Source organism: Vibrio sp. SCSIO 43140 (genome assembly GCF_023716585.1).
Lineage (GTDB): Bacteria > Pseudomonadota > Gammaproteobacteria > Enterobacterales > Vibrionaceae > Vibrio > Vibrio maritimus_B.
Genome location: NZ_CP071850.1, coordinates 2,301,437 through 2,326,371, shown reverse-complemented (window position 1 = coordinate 2,326,371; position 24,935 = coordinate 2,301,437). Strand labels below are relative to the sequence as shown.

The 24,935-nt window shown below is 41.9% G+C and carries 30 protein-coding genes; 19 read left to right on the top strand and 11 right to left on the bottom strand.

Annotated elements, in window-relative coordinates:
• Window positions 1–56 precede the first annotated feature (56 nt).
• Window positions 57–515, top strand: coding sequence for a hypothetical protein (locus J4N45_RS11145; RefSeq protein WP_252011481.1), 459 nt, complete (start codon window positions 57–59; stop codon window positions 513–515).
• A 62-nt stretch (window positions 516–577) separates the two neighbouring features.
• On the opposite strand, the gene J4N45_RS11140 is transcribed toward J4N45_RS11145, so the two are convergent.
• Window positions 578–1,420 (bottom strand): endonuclease/exonuclease/phosphatase family protein, encoded by an 843-nt coding sequence (locus J4N45_RS11140; protein WP_252011480.1) that lies wholly within the window; start codon window positions 1,418–1,420, stop codon window positions 578–580.
• 116 nt (window positions 1,421–1,536) lie between these two features.
• On the opposite strand from J4N45_RS11140, the gene J4N45_RS11135 reads away from it, so the two are divergent.
• A complete protein-coding gene (locus tag J4N45_RS11135) occupies window positions 1,537–2,982 on the top strand; it encodes a replicative DNA helicase (protein ID WP_252011479.1) in 1,446 nt (481 codons plus the stop codon).
• A gap of 133 nt (window positions 2,983–3,115) precedes the next feature.
• Complete coding sequence (locus J4N45_RS11130) at window positions 3,116–3,634, top strand: hypothetical protein (protein ID WP_252011478.1); 519 nt, start codon at window positions 3,116–3,118, stop codon at window positions 3,632–3,634.
• Between the two features lie 524 nt (window positions 3,635–4,158).
• Here the strand turns inward: J4N45_RS11130 and J4N45_RS11125 are convergent.
• Window positions 4,159–4,686 (bottom strand): hypothetical protein, encoded by a 528-nt coding sequence (locus tag J4N45_RS11125; protein WP_252011477.1) that lies wholly within the window; start codon window positions 4,684–4,686, stop codon window positions 4,159–4,161.
• 635 nt (window positions 4,687–5,321) lie between these two features.
• Here J4N45_RS11125 and J4N45_RS11120 point away from each other — a divergent pair.
• Entirely contained in the window at window positions 5,322–5,873 is a 552-nt protein-coding gene (locus J4N45_RS11120) for a hypothetical protein (RefSeq protein WP_252011476.1), read from the top strand.
• A 102-nt stretch (window positions 5,874–5,975) separates the two neighbouring features.
• On the opposite strand, the gene J4N45_RS11115 is transcribed toward J4N45_RS11120, so the two are convergent.
• The gene (locus J4N45_RS11115; RefSeq protein WP_252011475.1) at window positions 5,976–6,983 is read right to left on the bottom strand and encodes a hypothetical protein; all 1,008 of its coding nucleotides are present in this window, start codon (window positions 6,981–6,983) and stop codon (window positions 5,976–5,978) included.
• 186 nt (window positions 6,984–7,169) lie between these two features.
• On the opposite strand from J4N45_RS11115, the gene J4N45_RS11110 reads away from it, so the two are divergent.
• A complete protein-coding gene (locus J4N45_RS11110; protein WP_252011474.1) occupies window positions 7,170–7,910 on the top strand; it encodes a DsbA family protein in 741 nt (246 codons plus the stop codon).
• 479 nt (window positions 7,911–8,389) lie between these two features.
• Here the strand turns inward: J4N45_RS11110 and J4N45_RS11105 are convergent, their stop codons facing one another.
• The 3 genes from J4N45_RS11105 to J4N45_RS11095 are packed head-to-tail and all read right to left on the bottom strand — an operon-like array spanning window position 8,390 to window position 9,248.
• Window positions 8,390–8,674, bottom strand: coding sequence for a hypothetical protein (locus J4N45_RS11105; RefSeq protein WP_252011473.1), 285 nt, complete (start codon window positions 8,672–8,674; stop codon window positions 8,390–8,392).
• Between the two features lie 22 nt (window positions 8,675–8,696).
• Window positions 8,697–9,005, bottom strand: a complete 309-nt coding sequence (locus J4N45_RS11100) for a hypothetical protein (RefSeq protein ID WP_252011472.1) — start codon at window positions 9,003–9,005, stop codon at window positions 8,697–8,699.
• Between the two features lie 3 nt (window positions 9,006–9,008).
• Window positions 9,009–9,248 carry a hypothetical protein gene (locus J4N45_RS11095; RefSeq protein WP_252011470.1) on the bottom strand — a complete coding sequence of 80 codons (240 nt, stop codon included), beginning with the start codon at window positions 9,246–9,248 and terminating at the stop codon, window positions 9,009–9,011.
• Between the two features lie 720 nt (window positions 9,249–9,968).
• Between J4N45_RS11095 and J4N45_RS11090 the strand changes: the two genes are divergently transcribed.
• The 13 genes from J4N45_RS11090 to J4N45_RS11030 all read left to right on the top strand — a co-directional run bounded on the left by J4N45_RS11090 (window position 9,969) and on the right by J4N45_RS11030 (window position 16,141).
• Window positions 9,969–10,169 (top strand): hypothetical protein, encoded by a 201-nt coding sequence (locus J4N45_RS11090; protein ID WP_252011469.1) that lies wholly within the window; start codon window positions 9,969–9,971, stop codon window positions 10,167–10,169.
• A gap of 71 nt (window positions 10,170–10,240) precedes the next feature.
• Window positions 10,241–10,735 carry a hypothetical protein gene (locus J4N45_RS11085; protein ID WP_252011467.1) on the top strand — a complete coding sequence of 165 codons (495 nt, stop codon included), beginning with the start codon at window positions 10,241–10,243 and terminating at the stop codon, window positions 10,733–10,735.
• A 302-nt stretch (window positions 10,736–11,037) separates the two neighbouring features.
• Window positions 11,038–11,457: a hypothetical protein gene (locus J4N45_RS11080; RefSeq protein ID WP_252011466.1), complete on the top strand. Its 420-nt coding sequence runs from the start codon at window positions 11,038–11,040 to the stop codon at window positions 11,455–11,457.
• 342 nt (window positions 11,458–11,799) lie between these two features.
• Entirely contained in the window at window positions 11,800–12,132 is a 333-nt protein-coding gene (locus tag J4N45_RS11075; protein WP_252011465.1) for a hypothetical protein, read from the top strand.
• Window positions 12,133–12,148: 16 nt separating this feature from the next.
• Window positions 12,149–12,472: a hypothetical protein gene (locus tag J4N45_RS11070; protein ID WP_252011464.1), complete on the top strand. Its 324-nt coding sequence runs from the start codon at window positions 12,149–12,151 to the stop codon at window positions 12,470–12,472.
• Window positions 12,473–12,552: 80 nt separating this feature from the next.
• Entirely contained in the window at window positions 12,553–12,807 is a 255-nt protein-coding gene (locus J4N45_RS11065; protein WP_252011463.1) for a hypothetical protein, read from the top strand.
• 143 nt (window positions 12,808–12,950) lie between these two features.
• The gene (locus tag J4N45_RS11060; RefSeq protein ID WP_252011462.1) at window positions 12,951–13,139 is read left to right on the top strand and encodes a hypothetical protein; all 189 of its coding nucleotides are present in this window, start codon (window positions 12,951–12,953) and stop codon (window positions 13,137–13,139) included.
• 2 nt (window positions 13,140–13,141) lie between these two features.
• Complete coding sequence (locus tag J4N45_RS11055; protein ID WP_252011461.1) at window positions 13,142–13,507, top strand: hypothetical protein; 366 nt, start codon at window positions 13,142–13,144, stop codon at window positions 13,505–13,507.
• Between the two features lie 279 nt (window positions 13,508–13,786).
• Window positions 13,787–14,083 carry a hypothetical protein gene (locus J4N45_RS11050; protein WP_252011460.1) on the top strand — a complete coding sequence of 99 codons (297 nt, stop codon included), beginning with the start codon at window positions 13,787–13,789 and terminating at the stop codon, window positions 14,081–14,083.
• A 201-nt stretch (window positions 14,084–14,284) separates the two neighbouring features.
• On the top strand, window positions 14,285–14,497 hold the full coding sequence (locus J4N45_RS11045; RefSeq protein ID WP_252011459.1) for a hypothetical protein: 213 nt from the start codon (window positions 14,285–14,287) through the stop codon (window positions 14,495–14,497).
• 52 nt (window positions 14,498–14,549) lie between these two features.
• Window positions 14,550–14,822, top strand: coding sequence for a hypothetical protein (locus J4N45_RS11040; RefSeq protein WP_252011458.1), 273 nt, complete (start codon window positions 14,550–14,552; stop codon window positions 14,820–14,822).
• 53 nt (window positions 14,823–14,875) lie between these two features.
• Entirely contained in the window at window positions 14,876–15,169 is a 294-nt protein-coding gene (locus J4N45_RS11035) for a hypothetical protein (RefSeq protein ID WP_252011457.1), read from the top strand.
• Between the two features lie 378 nt (window positions 15,170–15,547).
• Window positions 15,548–16,141, top strand: a complete 594-nt coding sequence (locus J4N45_RS11030; protein ID WP_252011456.1) for a hypothetical protein — start codon at window positions 15,548–15,550, stop codon at window positions 16,139–16,141.
• A 599-nt stretch (window positions 16,142–16,740) separates the two neighbouring features.
• Here J4N45_RS11030 and J4N45_RS11025 read toward each other — a convergent pair.
• The 5 genes from J4N45_RS11025 to J4N45_RS11010 all read right to left on the bottom strand — a co-directional run bounded on the left by J4N45_RS11025 (window position 16,741) and on the right by J4N45_RS11010 (window position 23,563).
• Complete coding sequence (locus tag J4N45_RS11025) at window positions 16,741–18,864, bottom strand: replication initiator protein RctB domain-containing protein (RefSeq protein ID WP_252011455.1); 2,124 nt, start codon at window positions 18,862–18,864, stop codon at window positions 16,741–16,743.
• 2,052 nt (window positions 18,865–20,916) lie between these two features.
• Entirely contained in the window at window positions 20,917–21,384 is a 468-nt protein-coding gene (locus tag J4N45_RS27275; protein ID WP_353505870.1) for a metal-dependent hydrolase, read from the bottom strand.
• Window positions 21,384–22,025, bottom strand: coding sequence for a hypothetical protein (locus J4N45_RS11020; RefSeq protein ID WP_252011454.1), 642 nt, complete (start codon window positions 22,023–22,025; stop codon window positions 21,384–21,386). The genes J4N45_RS27275 and J4N45_RS11020 overlap by 1 nt, the downstream gene beginning before the upstream one ends.
• Window positions 22,022–22,735, bottom strand: a complete 714-nt coding sequence (locus J4N45_RS11015) for a hypothetical protein (RefSeq protein WP_252011453.1) — start codon at window positions 22,733–22,735, stop codon at window positions 22,022–22,024. Before J4N45_RS11015 ends, J4N45_RS11020 begins: the two co-directional genes overlap by 4 nt.
• Window positions 22,736–22,852: 117 nt before the next feature.
• Window positions 22,853–23,563, bottom strand: coding sequence for a hypothetical protein (locus J4N45_RS11010; RefSeq protein ID WP_252011452.1), 711 nt, complete (start codon window positions 23,561–23,563; stop codon window positions 22,853–22,855).
• Window positions 23,564–23,847: 284 nt separating this feature from the next.
• Here J4N45_RS11010 and J4N45_RS11005 point away from each other — a divergent pair, with 284 nt between their 5' ends.
• The gene (locus J4N45_RS11005) at window positions 23,848–24,927 is read left to right on the top strand and encodes a PD-(D/E)XK nuclease-like domain-containing protein (RefSeq protein ID WP_252011451.1); all 1,080 of its coding nucleotides are present in this window, start codon (window positions 23,848–23,850) and stop codon (window positions 24,925–24,927) included.
• Window positions 24,928–24,935 lie beyond the last annotated feature (8 nt).

Here is a 24,935-nt window from a genome sequence, read left to right as displayed (position 1 = left end):
TTTAAATGATGTTTTAGTTAAGGTGTACCACTTGGCTAGAAGATGGAGAACCTGCCATGGCTTTAAAAATCAACACTAGTCTGCTCAACCTTCGCGTGATGGCAGCAGTCATCCTTGGTATCAGTGCATTCTGGATTTACCAAATGACGCCAACATTTTCGGAGAAAATGGACACGACGATTAATTCCCTGTTCTCGCGCTGCAGCTCAAGTGTTCTTAATAACACTTACGATGAACTAGCCTGCGCTGAACTATTTCAGCATTACGCCAACATCACCCGTAGCGCGACGTACAGTTACATTAGTGATGATGTAATGTTTGAACTGCACAGAAGCATCCAAAACCAAGGTCATATCTTTGATATTGATCAGGCGACGAATGGCTTCCTACAACAGTTGCCTAGCGGCAAATATCACAGCACTCGACGTAATAGCATCATTGATGCCTTTATCAAATCAGACACCACCACATCAACGTCATCAGACGAGCCTGTTATCGTTCAAACCTTGTTTTGACCCAGTGGTTGGTTCTTGAGATTAAAAGCGCCCATTAGTGGCGCTTTTATTTATTTGCAGTTTTAGAAATCAACGACGGCGTAGATCGGTCTATGGTCTGGCTTTCGTTTATTGTCGTTACAATATGAGGCTTCAGGGAACATAATTTCTGAGGTTGCACTCCTGACCTCTCCAGAAAGAAATGCAAAGTCTAAAATGGAGTTGTAACCCTTATGACATCCTGTTTTTATCAAAGTACTCGGCTTAACCCATCGCCAGTCATTGTCAGCTGTAAATAGGTAGTATGACGGGTTCGCTTGACCAGTCTTTACATCTAAATCAAAATTGTAATCACCTAAAGCGATGACAGGCACAGTTTGCCCTTTAACCCACTTTTGTAGCTGTTTGGCTTGCTCTTGTCGATCGCCATTAGTTGGTCCTCTCCCGCGCATGAAATGATTATTGACGACAGCAAAGCTTTTATTCGTTACGGCATCGGTAAACCTAGCGTACACCATCTTTCGTTCGTGCTTATGCACACCAAACGGACGCTCATATGCTTCCTCAACTTTTAACCGTTTCGCATCATAGAAAATCGCCATTGCGTCAGCATTGTCTGAGACATTTTGGTTAATGACGTAATGATAGTTATCACCCAAGTGGGCTGCTATGGCCGTAGACCAACTAGCCGTTAATTCGGTTAGTGCATAGACATGTGTTGCAGGCAGTTGGTCGAGTAAAGATAGGACGGTATCTAGTTCTGCATCGGGTTTATAACCCGCCTCGATGTTATACCCTATGAATGTCACCGAGTTCGAAGAGCCGGCATGCGCACTATCGACTAGCGAAGGTGGGTTGGACTCAAACAGCTTGGCCCCGTGTACATAGAACAATACCAACGCCGCGAAAAGTAAATATTTTTTCATCTTAAGCTCCTTCTTGTGGTCTAACTCCTTTATACAGCTAATAAATCTTTCTTTTAGCGATTAACGAACGAAAAAATGGCGTATCACATAGCAAAAGAACCACGAGTACTAATGCTATGCATACTTTGAATGTCGCTCATTACAATCCATTTAGTCCGATTATCAACCTGATGTTGACCAATTCAGACAGCCTTAACGAATTGGCCTACGGGCAAATAGATCCGTCTTCTATCGCAGATGACGCCACTCGCGTTATGTTCGAGACTTGTTTTGCTCTTCATCACAACAAACAATCCGTTGACCTTAATACCATCAAAGCATTGGTCTTTAAGGAGTATGAGGAAGATGGCGTCAATGCAATCCACCAGCTGGCGATGGAGGCGCTATCGCAGCCAGCAAACATAGATGCTCTTCCTGATTATGTATTTCAAGTGCTCGATGCCCAGCACCTTAAGAGGCTTGAAAAAGAGTTGGTCAGAGTTCAACAGCTGTGTGCATCTAAATCCAGTGATGAAGTCGTGACTGAAATGCACGCCATTGTAGAGACCTATGATGAAGCGGGTTTCACGAATGAGTCTGGTCCAATGTCCTTCAAAGACGCTCTAGAAATTACGTTAGACAACATGGAAGCCAGACATAAAGGTGAAGTGGCGATTTTCCAGACTGGCTTTCAGTTTTTTGAAGATATGGGCGGTTTCCGCCCAGCGGATTACATCATTATAGCCGCTCGGCCGTCGCACGGGAAAACGACCTTGTTGCTTAATCTCATCAAAAACTCATCGAAGGGGAATGACAAGCCATTCCTGTTTTTCTCTTTGGAAATGTCGGCAGATTCGATAGCTGAAAACATGCTGGCCAATCTCTCTGGAGTGCCTATTTCAAGTATTCGGAACGGCGCGATGAGCGGAGATGAGTGGTCGGCAGTCAGCGACGCGCTGCGAGAGTCCGAAGACTATGCTTTCTCCATTGATGATGATTCGATGTCTGTGGAGGAGCTGGCACGACGTGCTCGACGGTTCTACAGGCAAAATGACGGTAAAATATCAGGCATTGGTATCGACTATCTCCAATTGCTTACTTCTGATCGCGTCGGTGGGGATAATCGGAACTTAGAAATAAGCGAAATTTCACGAGTAATAAAAGCACTGGGTAAAGAACTCGGTGTACCAGTAATCGCTTTATCACAGCTAAGTAGAGACGTTGAAAAACGTGCCGATAAGCGTCCAATGAACTCTGATTTGCGCGACAGCGGCTCACTAGAGCAAGACGCTGATATTATTGCGTTTGCCTATCGACCTGAGATGTATAACCCCAATGACGAGCCGGGGGTCGCTCATATCATAATATCGAAAGCTAGGAAGGCAAAGATAGGCGACTATAAGGTGAGCTTTAAAGGTGCCTACGCTCGAGTCGAGGACACATTACATCTCCCTTATGGCAAGAGTTATGCCTCAATGACCGCCCCATCAGACAACTCCAGCACTCCAAACTCAGTGTCCAGCAATGACAACAACAAATCCGGAGATTCAGGTTCTCAATCGGCAATAGAGTTCGTCAACTAGGTAAACCAAAGCGGTCATGACCATGGAGCAGACCACTTATTGGAATTAGAGCGCTTAAAAAGAGCCGTTAATCGATAACTTATCGGCAAAAAGTTTGTTTAATCGTAACAACACAATATGAAAGGAACATGTTATGGCCAGCTCACTCGTAGAAACAAGGTTCAAAGATAAAGCGTGGAATTTTGCGAACAATACATTTCTATCAACTCTCTCCTTCATCGTGGTAGGAGCACTCCTGTCTATAGCTCTATACAAGATTTCAACAGGAGTAGCGTATGTCGCCGCCTATTCGGTTCTCATTATTGCTTACTGGTGGACATTGCTAGGTTTACTCGCGAACCAAATAACGCGGAATACTTGCTCAGCTCTTGCATTAACGCTCATTCTCAACTTTGGATTTGACAGTCTCGTTCACACTTTTTTTGAGCCCGTCACCTTGACTCAGCATGAAAATGTTCAGACAAGTGTCGCTGGTGGATTGTTTACAGACACCTATTACCTCCACCTGCCCGAACTGGTAAAAGTCAATCGCCAAGCTACTAAGATACGTAGTCCTTACATTATCCAAGCTCGCACTAGCGATGGTCTATTTGAGAAGGTTTTCATCTGTCGTACCAAGCAAATAGATTCCAACTGTGGTATGCAGCTGTAGTACTAATTCAACTTTTAAGAGGATGACTAGAGTGATTACATTGTTGAATAAAGGTGTATTTCCATTTGATTTCTATTGGGTGTTGATTTTCGCGGTCGTGCTCTTCGGGTTGGGTGTGTACAAGTCGCATTGGGTGGCAGTGGCTCTTCCCTTATGTACTTCTGTTCTAGCTGCTCTTTCGCCTATGCTAATCAACAGTACAAGGAGCCATGTTGCTTTTCTGGATTGTATGAGTTGGTTGATATTAATCGTTTCCCTCCTCATAAGCTTTAAAGGAATTCATCCACTTTCGGTGCTTTCACTTTGCAAAAAGTATGTTAATGGGGGCCATCAGTAATGAAAAAGCCATCAATCACCGAAAAAGTGGGCTCATGGACTATCCCCATTCCTAAGTACTTTCTAGTTTGGATCGTTTTCTCTCTGTTGATAGCTATCATCAAACACGCTCATCTAACGCTTAGTTGTTAGACCATATGAGAGCCCTTGTATGGCTGCACTCCCCTTGATTTGAAGGTTTTCCCTACCTACCAATATTCGTGACCAATATGCGGCTTACACTGCGTGGCCGCTTTCTCCCACAATGAGCGGTCAAAGCCGGTTTGAATTAGAGGCACTAGAAACTGCTGCTCATTCTTCAATTGGACCTGAAACTTTTCTTCTCGCCATTGGTTATATAGCTTTGCAACTTGATTGTGATATCTGACATACCCAGACGCGTATTCCTTGGCGTCATGGTATGACTTTGTTTGTCTCACCCGCTTCTTGCGATCTCTTAATCGGTACGAGTTGATGATGAAGTAACTGGAAACTGTGTCGTAAACACCTTCGCTGTCTCGCTCGGAAATGATACTCATATCTGCCAATGCTACAAACAAGAAGGCAGGTCGATAGTGCGTTTTCAAATAGATGTCATTTCTCATCGCGATGGCAGTATTCAAGGTATCACAAACGGGCTGCACATCTTTCTTATCGATTTTCAGCTTCAGTTGCCATGAGCCACTTGGAAGTTCACTGAGATTTCTAAATCGATTCTGTTTTGCAGTACTTCTCATATCGTCCTTGTTTGGTGTTCTTGGTAGTTTTAACAATGAGTACTTTGTTGCTCGAACAGGCACATTTTGGCCACAAGTATTATACAAGGAACGATCACGTTAATAACCGTTTTCTATTACACATCTGGCTTATTAAGAATTAATCAAAACATATGTAAGTCGATAACTCTCGTTCGATGTCTATGAGTGACATTGGCGAGTGATGAATAATATATCTTTCTATCAATAACCATTATTTTGTAGAAGAGATCGTAGTTTGACGGCCTAAACGATGAATTAAATGGTGTATATCAATATCTTGATGTTACTACTGACTCAAAGGAATCGAGACCATGAGAAAATTCTTGCACATAACGTTTCTTGCGGCCGGCTACGCTTTTGGCTTCTTAGCCATCATTGATATTGCAGTGAATCCAGAACTACTGCCCATGACATTGAATACAACCCATGATGAGTGGCACTTGAATTTAATCAGAGCCTACTTGCAACCAATACTTGCATTGCTGATGTTTGGCCTTGGGTATTTAGTGGCTCCCCCGAAAAACACCTTGCGCAGCAGTTCGAGGCATTCTCTCTGACTCAACAAGCGCTATTCAGTCACAACGTACGGTAGAGAATAATCAATAAGGAAAAGCATGGTATTTAGTACAATCTTAGAAAAATTTAAACCCCGAAAAGTCACCAAGGATGAGCTGTTTCAGTTGTGGTTAGACAATCCTGTGTCTTGCTTTCATGGACAACATGGCAAAGAAATGAAGTGGCATACTGTTTATGGCCTCGCACCGATGGAAGGGATTTCAGATAGTCATGGTTACAGCATGTTTCCTGACTTAACCGTCGCACCTCAAATTGGAGACACGGCCCTTATCCTTGGGTGGGTTGAACGGATTGCGATGTACAAAGGTGGTACAGTACGTATTAAGCATTTTGCATTAGATCCCTCACAGTCAAGACAAGGTAATGGCAAGATTCTCTTTAATGCAATCCTTGAGTTGTTCAAGGCCCAAAATGCCATACGGGTGGAGTTTCATGAAGATCACAGCTCTAAAATAGCCCATTACGCAAGTTTCTTTCAAAAGATGGGAGTTGAACAAGTATCTGACCGTGTATGGCGTGTAGAGTTTTACCCTGACGGCAACATACCCCAAGACGTCGTAGACTTTCAAAACAGCCTAGTTCGAAAATAGTTTGCCGATGCTTGTGCAGCCAGAAGGATTAAGCCCTCTAATAGAAAAAGGGTAACCTCAGTTAAGGTTACCCTTTTGTATACTCACCTTTTCAATCAATGGCTAGGCAAGTGCACGCTGCCAAGTCGGAGATACTTGCTTGAACATCCCCAGCTTTTGTAGAGCACTGGTTTTGAGTTGTGTATATCGAGCACTCGATACACCAAGATGAGCCACAATCTGCTCCCGAGCTACCGGTTCACCGACGAGTCCAACTTCATTGAATAACACAAGACGTTCATTATCACTCAATGACTTTAACTTGAGCGCCAGGAAACTATTCAGCTTGTTTTGTGTACGCGTGGACATCACTGAACCCAATTCGGAATTATTTTGAGGCTTTATACCATTTTTTTGGCAATGTTCTTCGTTGTACTGATTTCCGTGCAAGCGCCTTGGCAGAAAATCTGAAGCTTTCGCCATTTCACCACTCACCTTTCCAGCATTGATTTCGACAGCTTGTGCATACGCGTTGCTGATGTCTCTATCTGAGACTTTAAGCATCAGGTGATGTTTCATCTCTTTGCGATTGATGGCCGTCTTTACTCGTGCACTAGCGTAGGTATCAAACGCAGCGACGCCATCATTACGATAGCAACGTGCAGCACGGATAATTTCTAACGCCGCCTCTTGAACGCGATCTTCAAGAAAGTCAGGATCAAAGTTATTCTTGTACAATAACTTTCTGTAGCTATTCAATGACTTTAACACCAGCAGATTGATTGTATTAAGAATTTGTTGGTACCCATCCACGGAATGACAACCAGATTCAACTAATCGAATGACAGTCTCGGCGGTTGGTTGAAAATCACTAAGGATAGTAACTTCACAATCTGTTTCAAAGAGCTCTGCAATCGTATTATGTGACTTTGAGTATCCGATGTAGGTCTCTGAACCATCTGATTCAATAAGGCTTCGTACTTTGCTGATCCACTGTTCATCTGATGTGGCGATTTCATGCATAGCGATGTTACATGCACTGCCTAATGATTGGATCAAGTCTGTTTGTGATTGTGAGACTGATTCAAAGGCTCTCGTGATGAGCCCGTGACAATTTGATATTTGGTTCATAGTTCGCTCCAGCGATATAGGTTAGGTAAGTTAAGTATTTCCCTCCCCCACCCAAATAGCAATAGATCTCCCCCCGTTTTGGTCTGAAGCCCAATAAGGAGCGAAAAAAGAGTCCTTATTTCCGATTTGAATGCTGTTTCTCTGCAAGACTAGAGTTTCACTAACACCACCAGCAGCAGGCTCAACATGAAATACAGTGCTTTAAAATTAACGATGGCTCTAGCGATAGGGTCACTATCAGCATTCACCTCAAACGTCATGGCTGAAGAATCAGCTTTAACACAACAAGAGTTCAACCAAATGTTGATTAAGGCGTTTGAAGACAACCCTGAGTTTTTGATTAAAGGGATCGAAAATGTCAGGACATACAGTCAAGAAATGAAGATGAAACGTTTCTCAGATGCCTTATATCACGACGCTGATAGCCCGGTCCTAAATAATGCGGGTGAGATCACGGTTGTTGAGTTCTTCGATTATAATTGTGGCTACTGTAAGCGTAGTTCTGAGGAACTTTCACCACTTATCGGTAAAGACAAAAGGATACGATTCGTGTATAAAGATGTAGCTATTTTGGGGGCAAATTCTACCGAATTGGCTAAGATAGCAATAGCGGTTGGACAAATTTCACCAAACAGTTATCCCGCTTTTCATAAAGAACTTATGTCAATGGATAGAGCGACGCCTGAAAAAGCGATCGGTTTGGCGGAAATGGTCGGTGTCTCCGAAGAAAAAATAAAGTCTTTGATGGAGTCTGGCAAGGTAGATTCTATCTTGGCTAAAAACAACCAGCTCTTTAGAGACTTGGGGTTGACTGGTACCCCTACTTTCTACATTGGAACGAAGAAAGTGGGAGGCGCAATCAGTCGTTCTGCGCTGCAATCAGAGGTCGCAACGCAGCATCAAGCTCTTATGGCTAAGAAAAATTAGCAGGCAGTTTGTAAGAAGTAAGCTTCGATTTGTTGTGGTTCTGTCTTACACGTTTGGTCCTAGCAAAGTCACTCCAGGGAGGGAGTGGAGCTTAATAACTAATGTAGTAAGGCATAACTACTATCACCACATGCTATTGCCCCTAATCAAACCCAAGGGGCATTTTTTTATCTGTTATCAACACCACCTCCGTTCCATTTCTTTGAACGATGCTTAAATATATATCATTTTGTCAGTAATGAATTGTCATCTACATTCTGTCGAATGTCTTTCCATTTCACTTGGTATTATTGATTAAATAAATCTTTCAACTTGATCTCAATCACAAATCTATCAAAAAGGAAAAGCTGCAAAAGGTGAATGATATATCAAGGATTTTATAAACTTCATGATTATTCATTTTCCCAAAGGGAAATGCACATTGACCTAACTAAAACCCCAACCAAACACATTTACATTCAGGCGGTGAATACTTTCTTTTACTGAAGTTCCAGTTGTAGTGTAGAGCCCAGAGGTTGGTCTCCAAAGACAGCTACAATTTGACCACTTTGTAAGTCAAGAACATGTGACCATTCGATGGTGATACTTCCCTTTGCTTCTTCAGGCAACAACTCAATATCAGTGTCTATTGTTTGTATTGTTTTCCCGATCATATTGGAGGCAACTGTAAGTGCATTTTCTAGATGAATTTCACCACCAGCGTAGTCTCGCCCACCGCCAATTGGATAATACTTTTTACCTGCAAATATTAAATATCGAATCATAAGAATCCTTTGTGCAATCCTACTAGACTTTTATCACTGATTTTACGTTGTCAGGATGGACAATCTGCTCGCCTATTGGCTGACCTGTTCGACCATTAAACGATAAATCATCTCCATATATAACAAGTGATGAGGCGTGCTTATGATTGATCGCTCTGACTGTCTTTTCTGTGCCATCAAGGAGGGTTACAAGGTAATCAGAGTACGCTTCTGGCTTAAGTAATTTTCCGCAGGCGGCACAGAAATTCGCTGTCCCCTCATCATCCCAGTGCCAGCCTTTACGGCATCTGAATCGTTTCCAAAGCCAAACCTTAATGCTTATATAAATCATACGCTATCCCAAGATTTTTTCAGTTTTCGAAGTCAATGCTAGACCAATATGCTCAAGACCAACCATTACAAAAAACTCTGGTTTCCCATTTGGATATGAGTCGTAAACTTTTGCCGCACTCGTAACGACAGTGAAGGTCTTTCCTTCAATTTGGCTTTTCAAGTAAGTGACCTTAGTGCCTACTGGATGTAATTCATTGAATTTGTTCGCTTCGTGATTTGCTGATTCGTAGCTATCAAACATCTATTAATCCTTTTATCGTGTTCACCCTAACCGTTTATACACAACTTAGTGTTCAATTAAACAAATGACGCCCGATATCTCAACTCAACTAGCTTAAACTCCTATAAGTACATTCTTGGCAGACATTTCATCTAAGGCTCAACTTGAATCTATACAAATCGACGGTCACTTATTATACTGAAGATGCTTTTTCCAAATCTTTAAAGTTACCTGCATCTTAATGCAGCTATTAAAGTTGGGGTGTTTTTCCCAATGAATTAAAACCAGAACCTAGTTCTGTCACATATTGAAGATGTAAATCTTTCACTAAACGCATCACTGCAGACTGCTTCACATAGCACTCCTAAGTGGATTAGCACCGAGTCTATTTAGGTGTGCTATGTGGTGGTAGCATGTGGTGATAGAGACAGCAAGCCGAGGACTGGCCCTGTCTCGACTAATAAAGGTTGTATCCTGGGAGGACCAACCTGGAACCAAGAAGCCCTGACTACTGTCGGGGCTTTCTTTTATTCGACTTCTCAGGTTCATCATTGAGCGATACTTTACCCGCGACGAGAAATCAACTTCTTTCCTTACTCGTTATGATTCTAGTGTCTACTACTCCATCCTGTTATCTCAGCATAGGCCGGTTCAAAAAGGTACTTTAACAAGGAGTATTGCAACATCGTGCGCACGAGTGTAGCCTATTTGTGTGATTAAAAGTTACACAACGGATGATTCATGACGGACAAAACACCTCAACAGAAAGCCCACGAAAAATACGAAAAAAAGCGAAAGGGGAAACCGCGCTTTGGTGGCTATATTACTGAAAAAGAGAAGAAAAAATTCACTGATACCGTTAATCTTGGTGACTTTGACAGCGAGAAGGAAATGGTACTTGCTGCAGTCAATGAGTTGTATGAAAAGTTGAGCAAAAAGTAAACTGACCACTTGCGGTATCGTTCGCACGATATTACAATAAGTGCATAGGTTGATAATCTGAGGGAACTGAAATGTCGGCACTAAACGCATATCAAACACAGCTAAAACAATTGCTCGTTAAGTCAACAATCACAACCGGTTCTTACTCCCCTTCAGCTTTCGTTAAAACTTGCAAACACATGGCAGTGCTAGTTGATGGTAAACCTGTTTACTTGGCTGGCGAGGCAGATTGTGAAGTTTCTACGCGAGAAGCAAAAATGTTAGCCGCCAGCGAAATATTTAAGCTAGGTCTAAGCAGTATTGGCTTAACCGGTGAACTGAGTCATGGCCCTGTTTCTGGTTCAGATATTAACTGGAAGAGTTCACACAATGCGATTGTAAGGTCAGAAACCGGTGTATTTGAAGACGGTCAAAGCTTAGGTGAGTTGATAGGCATTAACTTAACTGAAAGCGAACCATTGGGTGTATTGATGTGCGTTAACAATAGCCTTGCAAAAATTTTAGACCCTGAATGTCCAGAATTAGATAACGGTTGTGATCTATCACTTTTGGCATCAATTCACTAGGAGTATGGGCTCTAGCTTTGAGCGATGGCTGTGACAGTGAACCCCGCAAAATGATGCTTAAAGACCGGAAATTTCGTTGTATAACGGTATCGTATACAGAAAATTACTTGAGCATTGCATACCTCTTATCAAAGTCGGTTTCGATGAGGTTCTGTGGAAGGAATGCGGTGTAGCTATCTTTGGGGATATGGTGCCATTTGTATGCTGGCTAATGGGTTTCGTACGGGTCACGTTCAGGTTTTCGGCCACAAGTGGGAGTCCTTCAAGAAACGACGTAAATAAGACCTACAAGGGGTAAATAAATGGTCATTCAAACAGCTAAAGAACACCAAAACAAGCTAGTTCGAGTTGAAACGCTGATTGATAAACACAGCCTTAGCAGTGACGAAGAAACAGAGTTAAAGCAGCTTGTCGATGCTATTCAAGCCTACGAGGCCATTCATTACCCTATTGCTCAACTATCGGATACTGTGGTCAGTTCGATCAAATGGAATGATCCCGTAGGCGATGTTCCTAGCGATTGGATCGAAAAATGGACAGTTATCGGCTTTTATACGTTACGTGTTTGGTATTCATTTGGCTATTATGAAGCGTCACTAACTCACAATGAACGTGACGTTCGCTCGAGACTGGACATTGGCGAGCCAGAAGATTTAAAGGCCGCTTGTGAGAGAGCTGCCGAGGTAGCTATTAAATCGATGACCACATCCTTAATTGCTTAACGCAGGGGAAATATTCTCATGGAAAAAATATTTTACATAATGGGTCTTTCAAGTTTAGCAATGGTGTACCTAGTCTTATTCACTACAGCTATTCCTACAAAAGATAACAAGCAAAAATACGTAACAGCGGCCTTTGGATTATTACTTTCGCTTAGCTTATTTTTCGTCTTTCCCACTCTTTTGATTTAATAGGGGTAAAGTTCGTATGTTATCGAGATTTTTTGTTTGGCTTGATAAGCGATTCGTTATCAGCGAGAAAGCGCAACGATGTGCAAGTCTCTCTCAACAAACGGGTGAGTCTTTTGACCAACTTTATGACAACTATAAGTGAGGGGGAATTAGATGAGCAAATACATCGATTGCAACGGGAAGGAAGTTGAATTTAACCCATTTGGAACAGAATCGCACACTCATGAAATTGGAGGTGGCGTTTCAGGCCCTAGCTCAACATACGGACATCTGTTTGATAATGAGGTCGGTTCTATAGCCGTTGATTTTGACACCTTAATCTTAGACGTCAATGAGGATAACAAGCATGTTGTTATTCCATTACTTTTTAAGCTGGCTGTACAAGCTGAGCAAGTGAGCAAAGTACGAGAAATTTGTGAGCGAATTAACTTTGACATTGCTTGCCTTGAACGTGAAGTGAGTCCCAAAACGCTAGGCAATGCATAACCAAGGGGGAAGTTAAATGTTTGAAATATCGCAGTTACCCGACTTAGCATTAACCCTAATTGTTTACTTGGTTCTGGGGTTCAGTGTTGTCGCAATTTTAGTGACTATTGCTTGGCTCCGTCATGTTCCCTATCGAGTGATTATGAAGAATCAGAAGTGGCGACTAGAGCATAGGGAACATCTTTTTGATGATTGGTTGGAGGTCGCTAATTCTGAATCGAAGGGTGAGATCCAACAATTGGCGAGAGAAGCTTTATTTGCTCACTACAAATTTAAAGAGTTTGTATCAGGTGTTGACGTTGAAATAATCCGTGATGCAAAAGTAATCTCAGATAAGTAGGGAAAATTGCCCCTAGCGCTAAACACCACGTCTAGCGTTGTCAGTCAGTTGCCTGTACACAACATATAGGGATTTATCTGATGAACACAGATACAAATTCATACGCGCAACAGCGAAAAAGCCAAGAGATATTTAAACTCGTTCTCTCATTAATATTGCTTGTCGGCGGGTTGGTTGCTGGTTTCTTATCAGCGTTCATAGAGAGCGAACTAGGCTTGCCAGAAAAAGTGATTGGTATCCCTGCTTTGCTTGTCAATCTTCTTGGGGCTTACGGTTTAGTTCAATGGATTTTAATCGGGAAAGAGTACGTTTTTCCCCGAAAGAATACACAATAGGGGAAGTTAGACCTTACCATGTAGATCGGGGTCTGGAAAATCTACCCTGTAGATTATTATCCCGCAATAACCATTAAACTGTATATGCAAACAGTAGTGTGTTATTGTTTGCATATTGAGCTGCTAACCAACAGGTATTCATTATGAAATTCAGAGAAGTTTTTAGAAACGTTCTGACGGAATCTGAGGCCGATATGGTCAAATCAGCCAGTAACAGCGAACTTAACAAGGCCAGAATGCTCATACTTGGGATTATTGCCACTTCGGGTGTTGGTGCATACTTCCTTAGCGGCGTGATTGTTAGCGCTATTGCTACTGCACTTGCGGGGTAAATATGAGCAACATAGTAAATGACGAAACGATGCCATTTTTTCCGATAGTAGAGAATTTGGAAAAAACTCTGAATAGCACAACGGATCTCATGGCACTTATCACCGTGATCGATAAATCACAGTTCCTTGCTCTTAGAAAGTCCATTATAGCTGATTTTCAGATTGGTGATATGCCTGATTTTTCGGGTAAGTTCGGTAAGTCTGTCGAGTTTGGCGATGTCAGTGAGGCGGTTCGAGCTGTTACTTTTTCTCGCTATCCTCAAAGTACAGAAATGGATCAGCCGATTGACCTCGATGAACGCAAAGAATGGTGTAGCGCCATCCTGGAAGCGATGGATAGTGTGGCAAGCTTCTATCATTCAGAGTAACTAAAAATACGCCTAGAACAGATTAAGGGAGAACTAGCATATGTTTGAACGTGCGATAAACGTCATGGCGGTGCTTAGTATTGTTGCTATTCCCATCTTGATTACAATGTATCCCGAACAGATTTTCTCTAAGGTGGTTCTAGAGCAAATAGTTGAGTTTGTCAGTCAATTCACTATCAAAGTAAAGGATTAAGGGGAACTACCCCTTTAAAAAATATTACCAGTTTGAAATTTGCTTAACGATGAAGACTCTGAAAACTCGAACTAAAGGATAAGAAAGTGGAAAACAAATTCAGTAATAACGCGGTTGAAATTATTGCAGCTAAAGAACCTCTTGATAAAAAGTTCCTAGAGCTTGTATATCGAGCTGCCGTAAAAGTGGACTCTGACATAGAGCGTCTTGATTCGATGACGAATGGCAGTGGGTTTAAGGGCGTAGATCCTGCGTCCTCAGTCTACCGCTCAGCAATTGATACGTTGCAGATGTTTAATGACTTGGTTAATGACAGTGAGCCACTAAAAGCGTTATTTGATGATATGTGGGAAGCGGTGTACCAGTTTAAAAGTAAGGTTTAAGGGGGAAGTTCGTTGGAACGCTTACTTGAGGCACTAAAGCTACTTGGAGTTACTGACAACACTCCCTTGCACCTAATCCACAACTTACTTATGCAGGTGTCAGCGTTAGCAGTTATGAATGACGACACGGAGCTTGAGACGGCTTGCGATAAAAAAATGGCCGAAATTCATTCATCACACCGAGCAAAGGGGTAATTATCCATGTCGAACGAAGATACAAAAATCGTTGAAGTAAGGCCGAACGAGTTTGAACCTTTAAGTGAAAGCTTACTTGAACGATGTGATGGTGACACCGAAGTTGCAGGTTTCTTCCATTGCGTTGGTAAAGTTCTAAGCAAAGAGGACAACCATGTTGATTCTAAATACCTAAAATCAAATGTACCTGAGCCAGAAGCTTCTGGCAGTGAAAATTAACGTTAATAAATAACCAGAGAGGGAAGTTATCGTGGTTATATCTGAACAACTAATGAATGAAGCAATTGAGTCTTTACAAATGGTGAGTAACGTTCATCTCTCCACTGCTCAGATGAATGAGCTTATCGCGGGAACTTCGGCGGAAGAGCTTATCGTAAAATGGGAAGAAATTGACACAGAGGTTCGTGAAAAATTAGCTGACTTACTTTGTGAAAAGTTACTAAGTAAAAGTTGGCCTAGCTACAGTGATAATGTTGATACCGACCAGTTTTACAAGGAACTTCAAGAATCCGCGAAAGCCAACGGCTACAAAGTTGGTAGCTAGAGGGGAATTAGCCCCGAATTGCAGTACAGCAACCATGGATGGAGGAAATTGGAATGTCATCAAATCGAAACTGTTCAATCTCAGGTGTTGAGGGAAATATCTCTTCCGAAGAGCACTTAGTCGTGCGTGTGTTCTTGAGCTGTCATGCGGCCATAGTGTCACTCATCGTAGGAGTCTGTCTAATCGCAGTTAGCCAATTAGCACAAGGACTCTTCTTAGATACGCTTCCGCTGTCAGTAAGCAGTCCTTTAGGTCTTATGGGTGTTCTTATCTTAGCATATGGTCTCATAGTGCTTGCCAATTACGATTCGAATTGGGGTAAACTAACTAAGAAGGGAAACAGTTGATGCTGCATTTCATATTAATAATGCTTGGAATGGTTACTACGGGGTTTCTCTTGTCAACAGAGGTCAACGGCTGGTTAATTTACCCACCATCGATAGTCTGGTTTTTTCTTACTGCTACAGGTTGGATGGGAACCTTTCTTGAAACTTCCTTTAATAGCATCAATGCCAAACTAAGTTTATGATTCAGTCTCGTGTTTCAATGTTGATCCTGCCACTCATTTTAGTTGGTTTCTGTACCCACTCCGTTGCCATGCATGTGTTTGGAAAAGTGGATGGAGAAGTACTTTATCCGTTAGCTGCTTTAGTTGCGAATGTCATTCTTTCACTGTATCTGATTTATGACATAAACAAGTTACTCAAGCGTTAGAAGGAGGAGATATGGAACTCGCAACTGAAAAACAATGCAAACATTGCTTTAGTCAAATACATATAGATGCTTCACGTTGCAACCATTGTCGCTCTTGGCAATCAAAAACAGGATTAGTACCCAGGACATCTGAAATATTAGCTTTGTGCATGTTCTGTTTACTTTGTTTTGCTATTGGTGGTGCTATTGCTGTCAATAAGCTCAATGATTTCGCCAGAGATAAGTTAAGTCAATATGACCAATCGGTAGTCACTATCGTGCTCAGTGAATTTCCTGATTATAGAGAGAATGGAAGTGTTATGTTCAGCCTTAATAACATAAACATTATTAATGCTGACAAGGCCATTGGTATAGCTGAGCGTATCAGTGATGAAGTGTCTGAATTGAACCTGTCAGATATCCAATCATGCGTATTTTTAAAGCAAGAAAAGTGTGAAAATTTAGTTGTTCAAGTAAGTAACGAATCAATCATGGTGACAAAGCCTCACAATGCAAAAGACTATGCAGTTAAGTACATTACCAATGAGTTGCGCCAAGGTTTGGGCCGTGGATATAGCCAGTTGATTGCGAGTGACGAAGGGTGGAAGGTATACATTTCAGAATAGTCCAAATTAGCCAAAGCCATTATCTCAAAAACACAAAGTAGGGAAAAAACTTGAGCCGTATTTGTAAAGTGGAAGGATGTGAGAATAAGCATTACTCATTGGGCTACTGTCGCAAACATCATGCGCAGTTTAAAACACACGGGCGCATCACACCTGAGCGTGAGCAAAAGGTTGATTCGACATGTATGGCCCCAGGTTGTGATAGAAAAGCCAGGAGCAAAGGATATTGTTCAAAGCATTATGACCAAATACGTGTCCATGGTCGGCTAACGCCAGAATTAGAACGAACGAGGCATGGCTCTAAGGTCTGTTCTGTGGAAGGTTGCACCAATAAGGCAGTGACGAAGGGATTGTGCAACAAACACTACCTGCAAGTACATAATCACGGTCGTTTAGTCCCCGAGCGTGAACTATATCGACACCTTACATGCAAAGTGGAAGGATGTGCCGGAAAAGGGCCGTACGCTCGAGGCTACTGTCAAAAACACTACGTGCAGATCAAAAATCACGGGCGCATTACCAACAAATAAACCATTTATGTCCATTTTGGCAGCCGAAGATTAATACGCTTGTGGATGAAGCCGGCAAACTATTAAATATCACTCAAGCGTAGTGAAATTGGCATCTTCAATACCAAATGTATCGGCCTGCTGAGAACCCATCGATTTTAATTCGAGACGTAAGTTACTATCTAAAAGCTCCATTGGTGTCAGAGACCTATTGTTTGATTTGGCTATCGATTCAATCAATGCGTTAATCCGAGTCATTATTTGCAAAGACGGTGTTGCCCCTTTAGCTACCGACAATAACTCCTCGTGATAACGTGTGTTGCGGCTGAAGCGATGAATAATGTCGACTTCATTGATTGAAAATAGATCGATATCAAGAGCATCCATCAAATCAGAGAACTGTTGCGATGTGAGCTCTTCCCCGCATAACTCCAAGCCCTTGATCATTTCAAGTTCAGCGCGTATTTGAACTTCTACGCTCGCATAAAGTTTATTCGTAAGCTTACCAAAGTAGTTCGCGATCATTTCAATATCATCGTCAGAGGTGTACTTTGAGAGCTCAAAATTCTTACTGGTAGAATTTGATAAAGGGTATACAACAGAGTATTTCTTGAACTTACGATCGACAAATTTGCCGAATTGTCTGCTTATCTTCTTATTGAGTGTGTCAGCGTAAAGTTCTGAAATCTCATTGTCGATGACTGGAGAACCGGAGTTGTCCCCTGTTCCTGCTTTACAATATTTAAGCATTTCTTCGAGATCGCAAGTCACTGTCAAGTAGTCTTCTTTGAATGACAGTCGTCCATGGTAGCCCCATAGGTTGAATGTATATTCCTGCGAATCTTCACTGTACTTAAACTCCAACCCTTCTTTATTGCGGAAGGTGTCCTTGACCATAAGAAGCTCAAATGAGGACTTCAATAGGTGCTTAAAGTGAGTGAATTTAGATTTATGACTAGCTCCAGTCATACTACTGTGGAGCGAAGACAAAGGAGTGTCGTATTTCTGTTTCGGGCCTTTGCAGCGAGCTCTAAAGCGGAGGTAAAGGGAAAATACGATAGGTGGAACAGTCAATGCACTCTCAGGAAACGCAAATACCTGATCCTCTTCCATCAAAGCTTCAAATACTGTGTCAGGTAAAGAAATAAGGTAAATGGTTGCATCATCACCGAAGCGAAGTTGTTGTTTATCGTCTATCTCTGCCTGTTTGTCAGTTAATGGGGTGAAATACTTGAAATTCTTGTATTCCATTTTTGCATAACCGTGCAGCGTCGAATCCGCCAGTTCAACTTCAGCTAACCCATGAAAATCGAACTGTGTGTCATCGATCGCGTACAGACAATCTCGGATAACCGCATTATTTGGACCACTACGAGCTCGACCAATCATCGCAGAAATTGAATGAATGTGAACTGGCGTTAAATTCTTGGGAAGCGTACCGTTCTGCCTATGTTTTGGTAATGCCTTTTTGTGGTACTGAAAAATCAACGTATAGCAGGCATAGAGTACCTGAAGATCTTCATGGTCCATGATATTCATGTAACTACGTATCTTACATGGTACTTTTACAGTGTTTCCTTCAGCGTTGGAAACGTAAAAATGCCTTGCCTGCTCTCTATCAGGGCTTTTGTTGGTTGGAGCACTTTTGCCTTTTCGTCTGGCTACAGGCTTAACCAATTGCTCTACAGGATGATTACCTAAGTGCCTTACAACGGTCGGTAGGTTGTCTTTTGATACCTTTGGCAACGAATCTAGTTCATGAACAGCTAATAAGCGTGTGTTACGATTTCTAGCAGCTAACAATGCATTATTAGCTTTGTCAGTGTTTTCAGCGATCAGAGGAACTGCATGATTGTCGAGATATGCATTAAGATCTAATACTTCACAAACGGCTTTCGGGGGTGTTTTACTTCCATCACGATATTTAAATGGGAATTTAGTTAGCAGACTTTTAGAACGCAGTGACCTAACTCTGTTTCGAACCGTTTGTAAAGGCCAGCCGGTTTGAGCCACCATTTCCTGTATACTAACTATGGTTACATTACTGTCTTTGATGAACGAGAATAAGCAAGTTAGCATTTCTCGATTGGATACGTTAAAACCAAGTCTTTGAAGATCGAGTTCTTTGTAGAAGGTAGGGATCTTGGATAAATCCAAAACAACTAGGCTTCCATCAGAAGGTTGATGATCGACAATGATGATTTCTTGTTCCATATTAGTGATGTACGTCCATAAATGATCTTCATGAACAATCATAAGCAGCCTAAACCACAAAATCCACTTTTTTTTAGTTTTTCTATTTTGGATTTTTAAAATAACTGATCTATATGATCTTAATCTAGTGATATGTATATAAAGCTATATAGGTATATGACCTATCGATTTCTGTGGGTAACTTCCTAAGTGTTTGTTTTTATTACACCAAGCAACGCTCCTTTTTCAGATCCACATCCCGTCAAGTTAAGATCCAGTTCCCGATAGAATAAAGATCCATATCCCGACAGGAGAAGATCCACATCCCGTAATTCTAAAATCCATATCCCGACATTTACGAAAGCATGATCATGGAATGCCGGAAAGATGATCATGGTTCATTAACAGCTTGTGCACATAGTTATTATTGATTAACCTGCTATTTTTATTGAATTTAATGAAAGTTATCCACTTTATTGTGTGTATCTCAGTTGCAAGTAATTTCCAATTGAGATTTCCCAAGTAATTCTAGAACCACTCCCCTATCATTTAGTTACTGGTGCCCATTTAAAAGTGGATTTTAGGTAGATAGGGCTATGGTTTCAAAGTAGTGTAGACTCCAGATTTGATTTAATATTGTTAATTATCAGTGGTTTAATTGGTTTTCCCGCATGCTGGGTATCTCTGTTCGATTCTATCCCGAAAGGCCGTAAACTGGATTTTAGACCTCTGAACTAATCTCAGTAGTAAAAACGGGACTTTGTAATGAGGCAGCTCCTATCACAACCGCCTTCAAACAAGGCTTTGTTAGGCAGCTATACGTATCCCGATAACGTAAAATTGGATTTTTGAGGTACCAAAACCTATCCCGATAGCGGTAAAACTGGATTTTTGAGGTACCAAAACCTATCCCGATAGCGGTAAAACTGGATTTTTGAGGTACCAAAACCTATCCCGATAGCGTCAAAACTGGATTTTTGAGGTACCAAAACCTATCCCGATAGCGTCAAAATTGGATTTTTAGGCAGGCTAAACCTATCCCGATAGCGGTAAAACTGGATTTTTGGACAGGCTAAACCTATCCCGATAGCGGTAAAACTGGATTTTTGGGCAGGCTAAACCTATCCCGATAGCGGTAAAACTGGATTTTTGGGGGAGTCAAAACCTATCCCGATAGCGTCAAAACTGGATTTTTGGGGGAATCAAAACCTATCCCGATAGCGTCAGAACTGGATTTTTGGGCAAGCTAAACCTATCCCGATGGCATCAAAAATTGGATTTTGATGCAGGCTGAAGGTATCCCGATAATGTCAAAACTGGATTTTTGAGGTGCTGGAGCCTACCCCATTGCAGCTAAATCAGGACGTTAGAAGGTGCCGAACCTTATCCCGATGACTTTAAATCTGGATTTTTAAGCGTATCTTTAAAATAACCAAGACCGATTTATCCGCTAATACCATGAGATAATGCATCGTTCTTGTTATCAAATCCCCTGCTTTTATAGCATGTTATCTAGATTCACACGCCTTGTTTAACGCCTGTTCTTTGCTCCAGGTATTGATGCACACGAGTTCCCAGTAGATCCATGTCGTTGTATGGCCATGCTCTTGTTTTGAAAGTTCTTATCGTAAGGGCGTGACAATGAGAGTTGCCTATCTCTCGATTAAGGAAATCAATATACCTTTGTTTTATTTGATCTATCAGGGACTGATGGTCTTTTTGTAGAGATGTAATGGGTAACGTTAGGATGTCAAAAATCCAGTTTTCAGCCAAGATCGCGTATCTCACCCAGTTTTTTGGGATAGGTTGTACAGAGGAAAACTCATTGTGGTTTTTGGGATAGGTTTACTGGGCTAACCCTTATGTTAGGTCAGCACTGTAATCTGATGTGGTTTTTTGGGATATACACAGCTCTCCCATCATGTTTGTCTGGATTTTTGTGATAGATCTCTTATAAATTCTCATCTCATTGCGGTTTTTGGGATAGATACAATACCCAATACGTTTCTAACCCCATTTTTTGGGATATATGTGACATTGGATAGCTATCTGATCTAGTTTTTTGGGATAAATTTACCTTGTGGCGACTAGAATAGCCGCTGCGACGCACCCAAACGTTGTTATGGCCTCAAATACTCCGTTACTTGCGGGTGTCAAAGGCACACGGTACCTTTTGGTTAGGGGCCAGAAAAAGTTCACCCCTGCTTTCGTGCAAGCATCGCCAATTAGATGGCTAACGTAACCAAATGTCAGAGATAGCGCCCAAGGAAACTCAAGAGTCATAGCTCCCCATAGAACAAGCGCACAAGCTAAAAGGCTATGTAGCGCTCCTCGATGCCCAAACAGTGCTTGGATGGGGATGCTCAAAAATGGAACTACCCGCCCCACTCTGCTATGCCTTGTATCAATATCAGGCAATAGTGCACCTAACATCGCAAACCCGAGGCCAGTGAATGACATCCAACTTGTGACACTCGGGAGTGTCATCATTGCAATGTAATATGCACTGGCCGTGGTTAGCTGATGATTGATCGCTTGCATTACTGACCAACTACCTCTGTTGTTGGAACCTCGGTCAGCGTTGCGGATTTAACTTTGTCTACGCGACGCTCCAAATTATCAAATGCTTCAGTAGCTTGAGTACGGACGTCACGCATTAGGTCGTCTTGACCATCGTTATTGATGTCATACGGCATGTGAGTCAGCAGATAGACGCGATATTTGGTGCCTTCTCTCAACACCTTTGTGTCTTTGATGGTGTAGTCACCAAGCTTCACTTCAGCGACAAGTTTATCGATTGTCTGCTCTGTTAAAGAAACAACATTACTCGTATCCGTTGCCGTATTACTTGCTTCTGATGTGTAACTGCGTTCGTTACCCGAAACAATCTGACGGTATTTTTTAGCCACTTCGAACTCTGATTTGATGCGAGCCTTCGTCATAGCCATATCTAAAGTAGAACTCACACCCGTTCCGGCTGCGTAGAAACCCGCTTCATCTGAGGCTGGTGGATTTAAGTACCAGTCAGGTACGTTCGAGATCACTTCCTCGACGTTATCCATTTTCTGTTCTGTGATTTTTTGTTCGATTGCAGCTTTTTTCTCAGCTTCAGTCGGAGACGCACACCCTGAAAGAAGGACGGCAACGCTTGAAGCAATTAGTAGTGGTTTAATCAATTTCATTGTTCTTCACCTTTTTTGGTTAGATGTACCACTTTATACACAATCATTTTGGCAATTGAGAAAAAAACTAGAATTGCTGCTACCGAGGTAATTGGTATCGAAAGTGTTAACCCTATCCTCATGAGCTGTCCGAGTTGATATAGGTAGTGATTGACAGTATTCATGACTTCAGGAAATGCATTTATTCCCGTCATCGCTAAAACGTAGAGTACGCAAATTACCCAAAACAAACCTTTAACGCCTGTCTTAATGTCTTGTCCTGAAGGGAGCATATGGAGGGCGACAGAACTCATTACCCAAAGACAAACCCACTGTGTAATACCTGCGTATTCATAGAACTGAAAAAAATCGATGCTACCAAAAGCATTAAACAGGTAAGGAACAACATAGGGTGATAGCAGATAGAGAACTGCAGCTCCAGAAAAGAGAGGACCAATACTGACTAAGGTTTTTCTGATGTCCCCCGAGATACCTTCAGGTGCTACAAAGCCAACGCTACCAAGCGAACTATCGTTTAATGATGGCATTCGGAATAGGACAACTTTTTCTACACGAAAGCCGACCAACTTACATACGATGTAGTGGCCAAGTTCATGGACTGGTGTACCTACCATCCCTACGCTATACAAAAAAAAGCGTGAGTATCGATTACTCTCAATCACATAACGAGATATCGCTATGAATAACGAGATGACCATAAAATAAGACATTTTTTCAATCCCTAAGTCAGTTGGTTCAAATAGTAACGATATGAGCTCGTGAATTTCCCGATTAGTGGCGCTAATTTCTTCCACTAATCGAGATTTAGGCATTCTGACCGATCTAGTTCACATTTCTGCTGGGTTTCTAATTGTTCGATATGGTAGGTGGTACAGCTGACACCAGTGTTCTAATTGGTGCTTTCTATCGGCATGTGTCGATTCATCACAAAGAATCGCAGCCGCAGAAGCAAGTTGTATTTGTATGTAATTCAGTAAGCGCCCCGCTACTCTACCGTCATTATCATAATCGGCTTGTAAGTACTTAATTGGGTTTTGAAGGTTAGCCGAGATTGAGTTGCTGTCTAATATGATTGGTGAGTCTGAAGCTTGTTTGGCTAATAGCCTTCCAAACTTATCTGTGAGGTTTACAGGTCCTTTGTCTCTTCTGAGATCCATGACGGCAAGTACAAATGGAGCGCGAGTATCAAGTTGTCTACTCCAGACCCCATTGAGTTTGACGTTCGTGGGAAGTGACAAGGCAGAGATAATTTCCAGCATTTCTTCGTCATGCATTGACAATGGACCAAGGTTCAATCTGGTCAGTACAAAATTCTTATCTGTGTTTGACACTTCAGAGAAGCATTTCTCCAGGGCTGTTGTGATTTGCTCAGTACTGTTCCAGTTCGACCCGGTTTTAATTGGGACGTTGTAACAACTCCCAGAATGTCCTTCACATACACCAAGCCCATGAGAACGTAAGATCATTGGGACGCCGGCTCCACTGCCCTTTTTGGCACGTTGTCTACTGAACGGCAAAATAAAGTTGATGTTTAACATTGGTAGATGTCCAAGCTAGAAATTCTCAACAAGGTCATACATCAACAACGAAATAATTAATGTAAAACGATGAATTTTTAGACAAAGAAAAGGACAGTACAGCGTCATGGGAAGACATCAAAAGTAAGCTAAATATGACACTTCAAAATCACGCAAAGACATTGATATATATAGGTTTGTGTGTACTGATTAATTTTCATATCGGGGGGAGAAAATGCCTAAATTTAAGGGGGTGTGGTGTATATTTAATATACAGAAACAAACACACATTTGGAGCTCACACTATGTCAGTTGCAGAGAACTTATATCAAGATGGCGTCATGACCCCATTCGTATTCGAAGGGGCAGAAACACCTGTATTGAATGCTTATGACCAAAATCAGAAGCCAACTTGGCTAGATGAAAATGATGAGCTCATTGAAGGGATCTACATTGGCATGGAGAATGAGGTGTACCATGCCCTACCGGCTTACTCATCGTCTCAAATCAAAACGTTTATCAAGAAATCACCTGCGCACTTCTATCGTAAATACATTTCGGATATCGATAGAAAGCGTACGACTTCGCGAGCGCTTCAAAACACATTTGATGCTGGTACGTATGGCCACGAGCTTATTCTAGAGCCCCATGGATTTCATGACCGCTACTTTAGAGATATTGTTCCATCCGACTACCCAAATGCGCTGCGCACAATTGCTGATTTACAGGGCAAAATTGAGGAACTAGGTATCGCAGGGGTTCCCAAGTCAGCTGCTAAGCCACGACTAATCCAAGAGATTAGAGCGGTCGATTCAACGGTCCAGATTTGGGACGAGATTGTCGCAGATCACCAAAATCATCCTAACCATCTCAACAAAAAACCGATTGATGCGATTGTTTGGGATGATGCTCATCGCGTGGAAGAGACCTGCCGAGATAACGAAGACGCAGATATGTTGATTCAAGATGGACTACCCGAAATCTCTTTCATCGCTAAATGCCCGAGAACCGGCCTTTGGCTTAAGTGTCGATTTGACTGGCTACGTTTTGATTGTATAGCAGTTGACGTCAAAACCACGATGTCGACTGACCCAGAGGCGTTTGCACGCCAAGCAGGTAACCTTGGGTATCATATTCAAGAAGCATTCTATACGTATGTTGCAGCACTCCTGTCGGTTGATTTGAAGGCGTTTGTCTTTGCATGCATTGAATATGTTGAAGCGGATTTGTGTGAGATTTTCGACCTAGAACATAAAGCACAATCCATGCAGAAAATGATTGATGGCCTAGACGAGCTAAAAGAATGCTTAGACACCAAGGTTTGGGGAAGTCGTTTGAAGCTGTCAGGTATTACAAGTATCGAAATTCCAAAGTACTGTCGCTAGGAGGACAT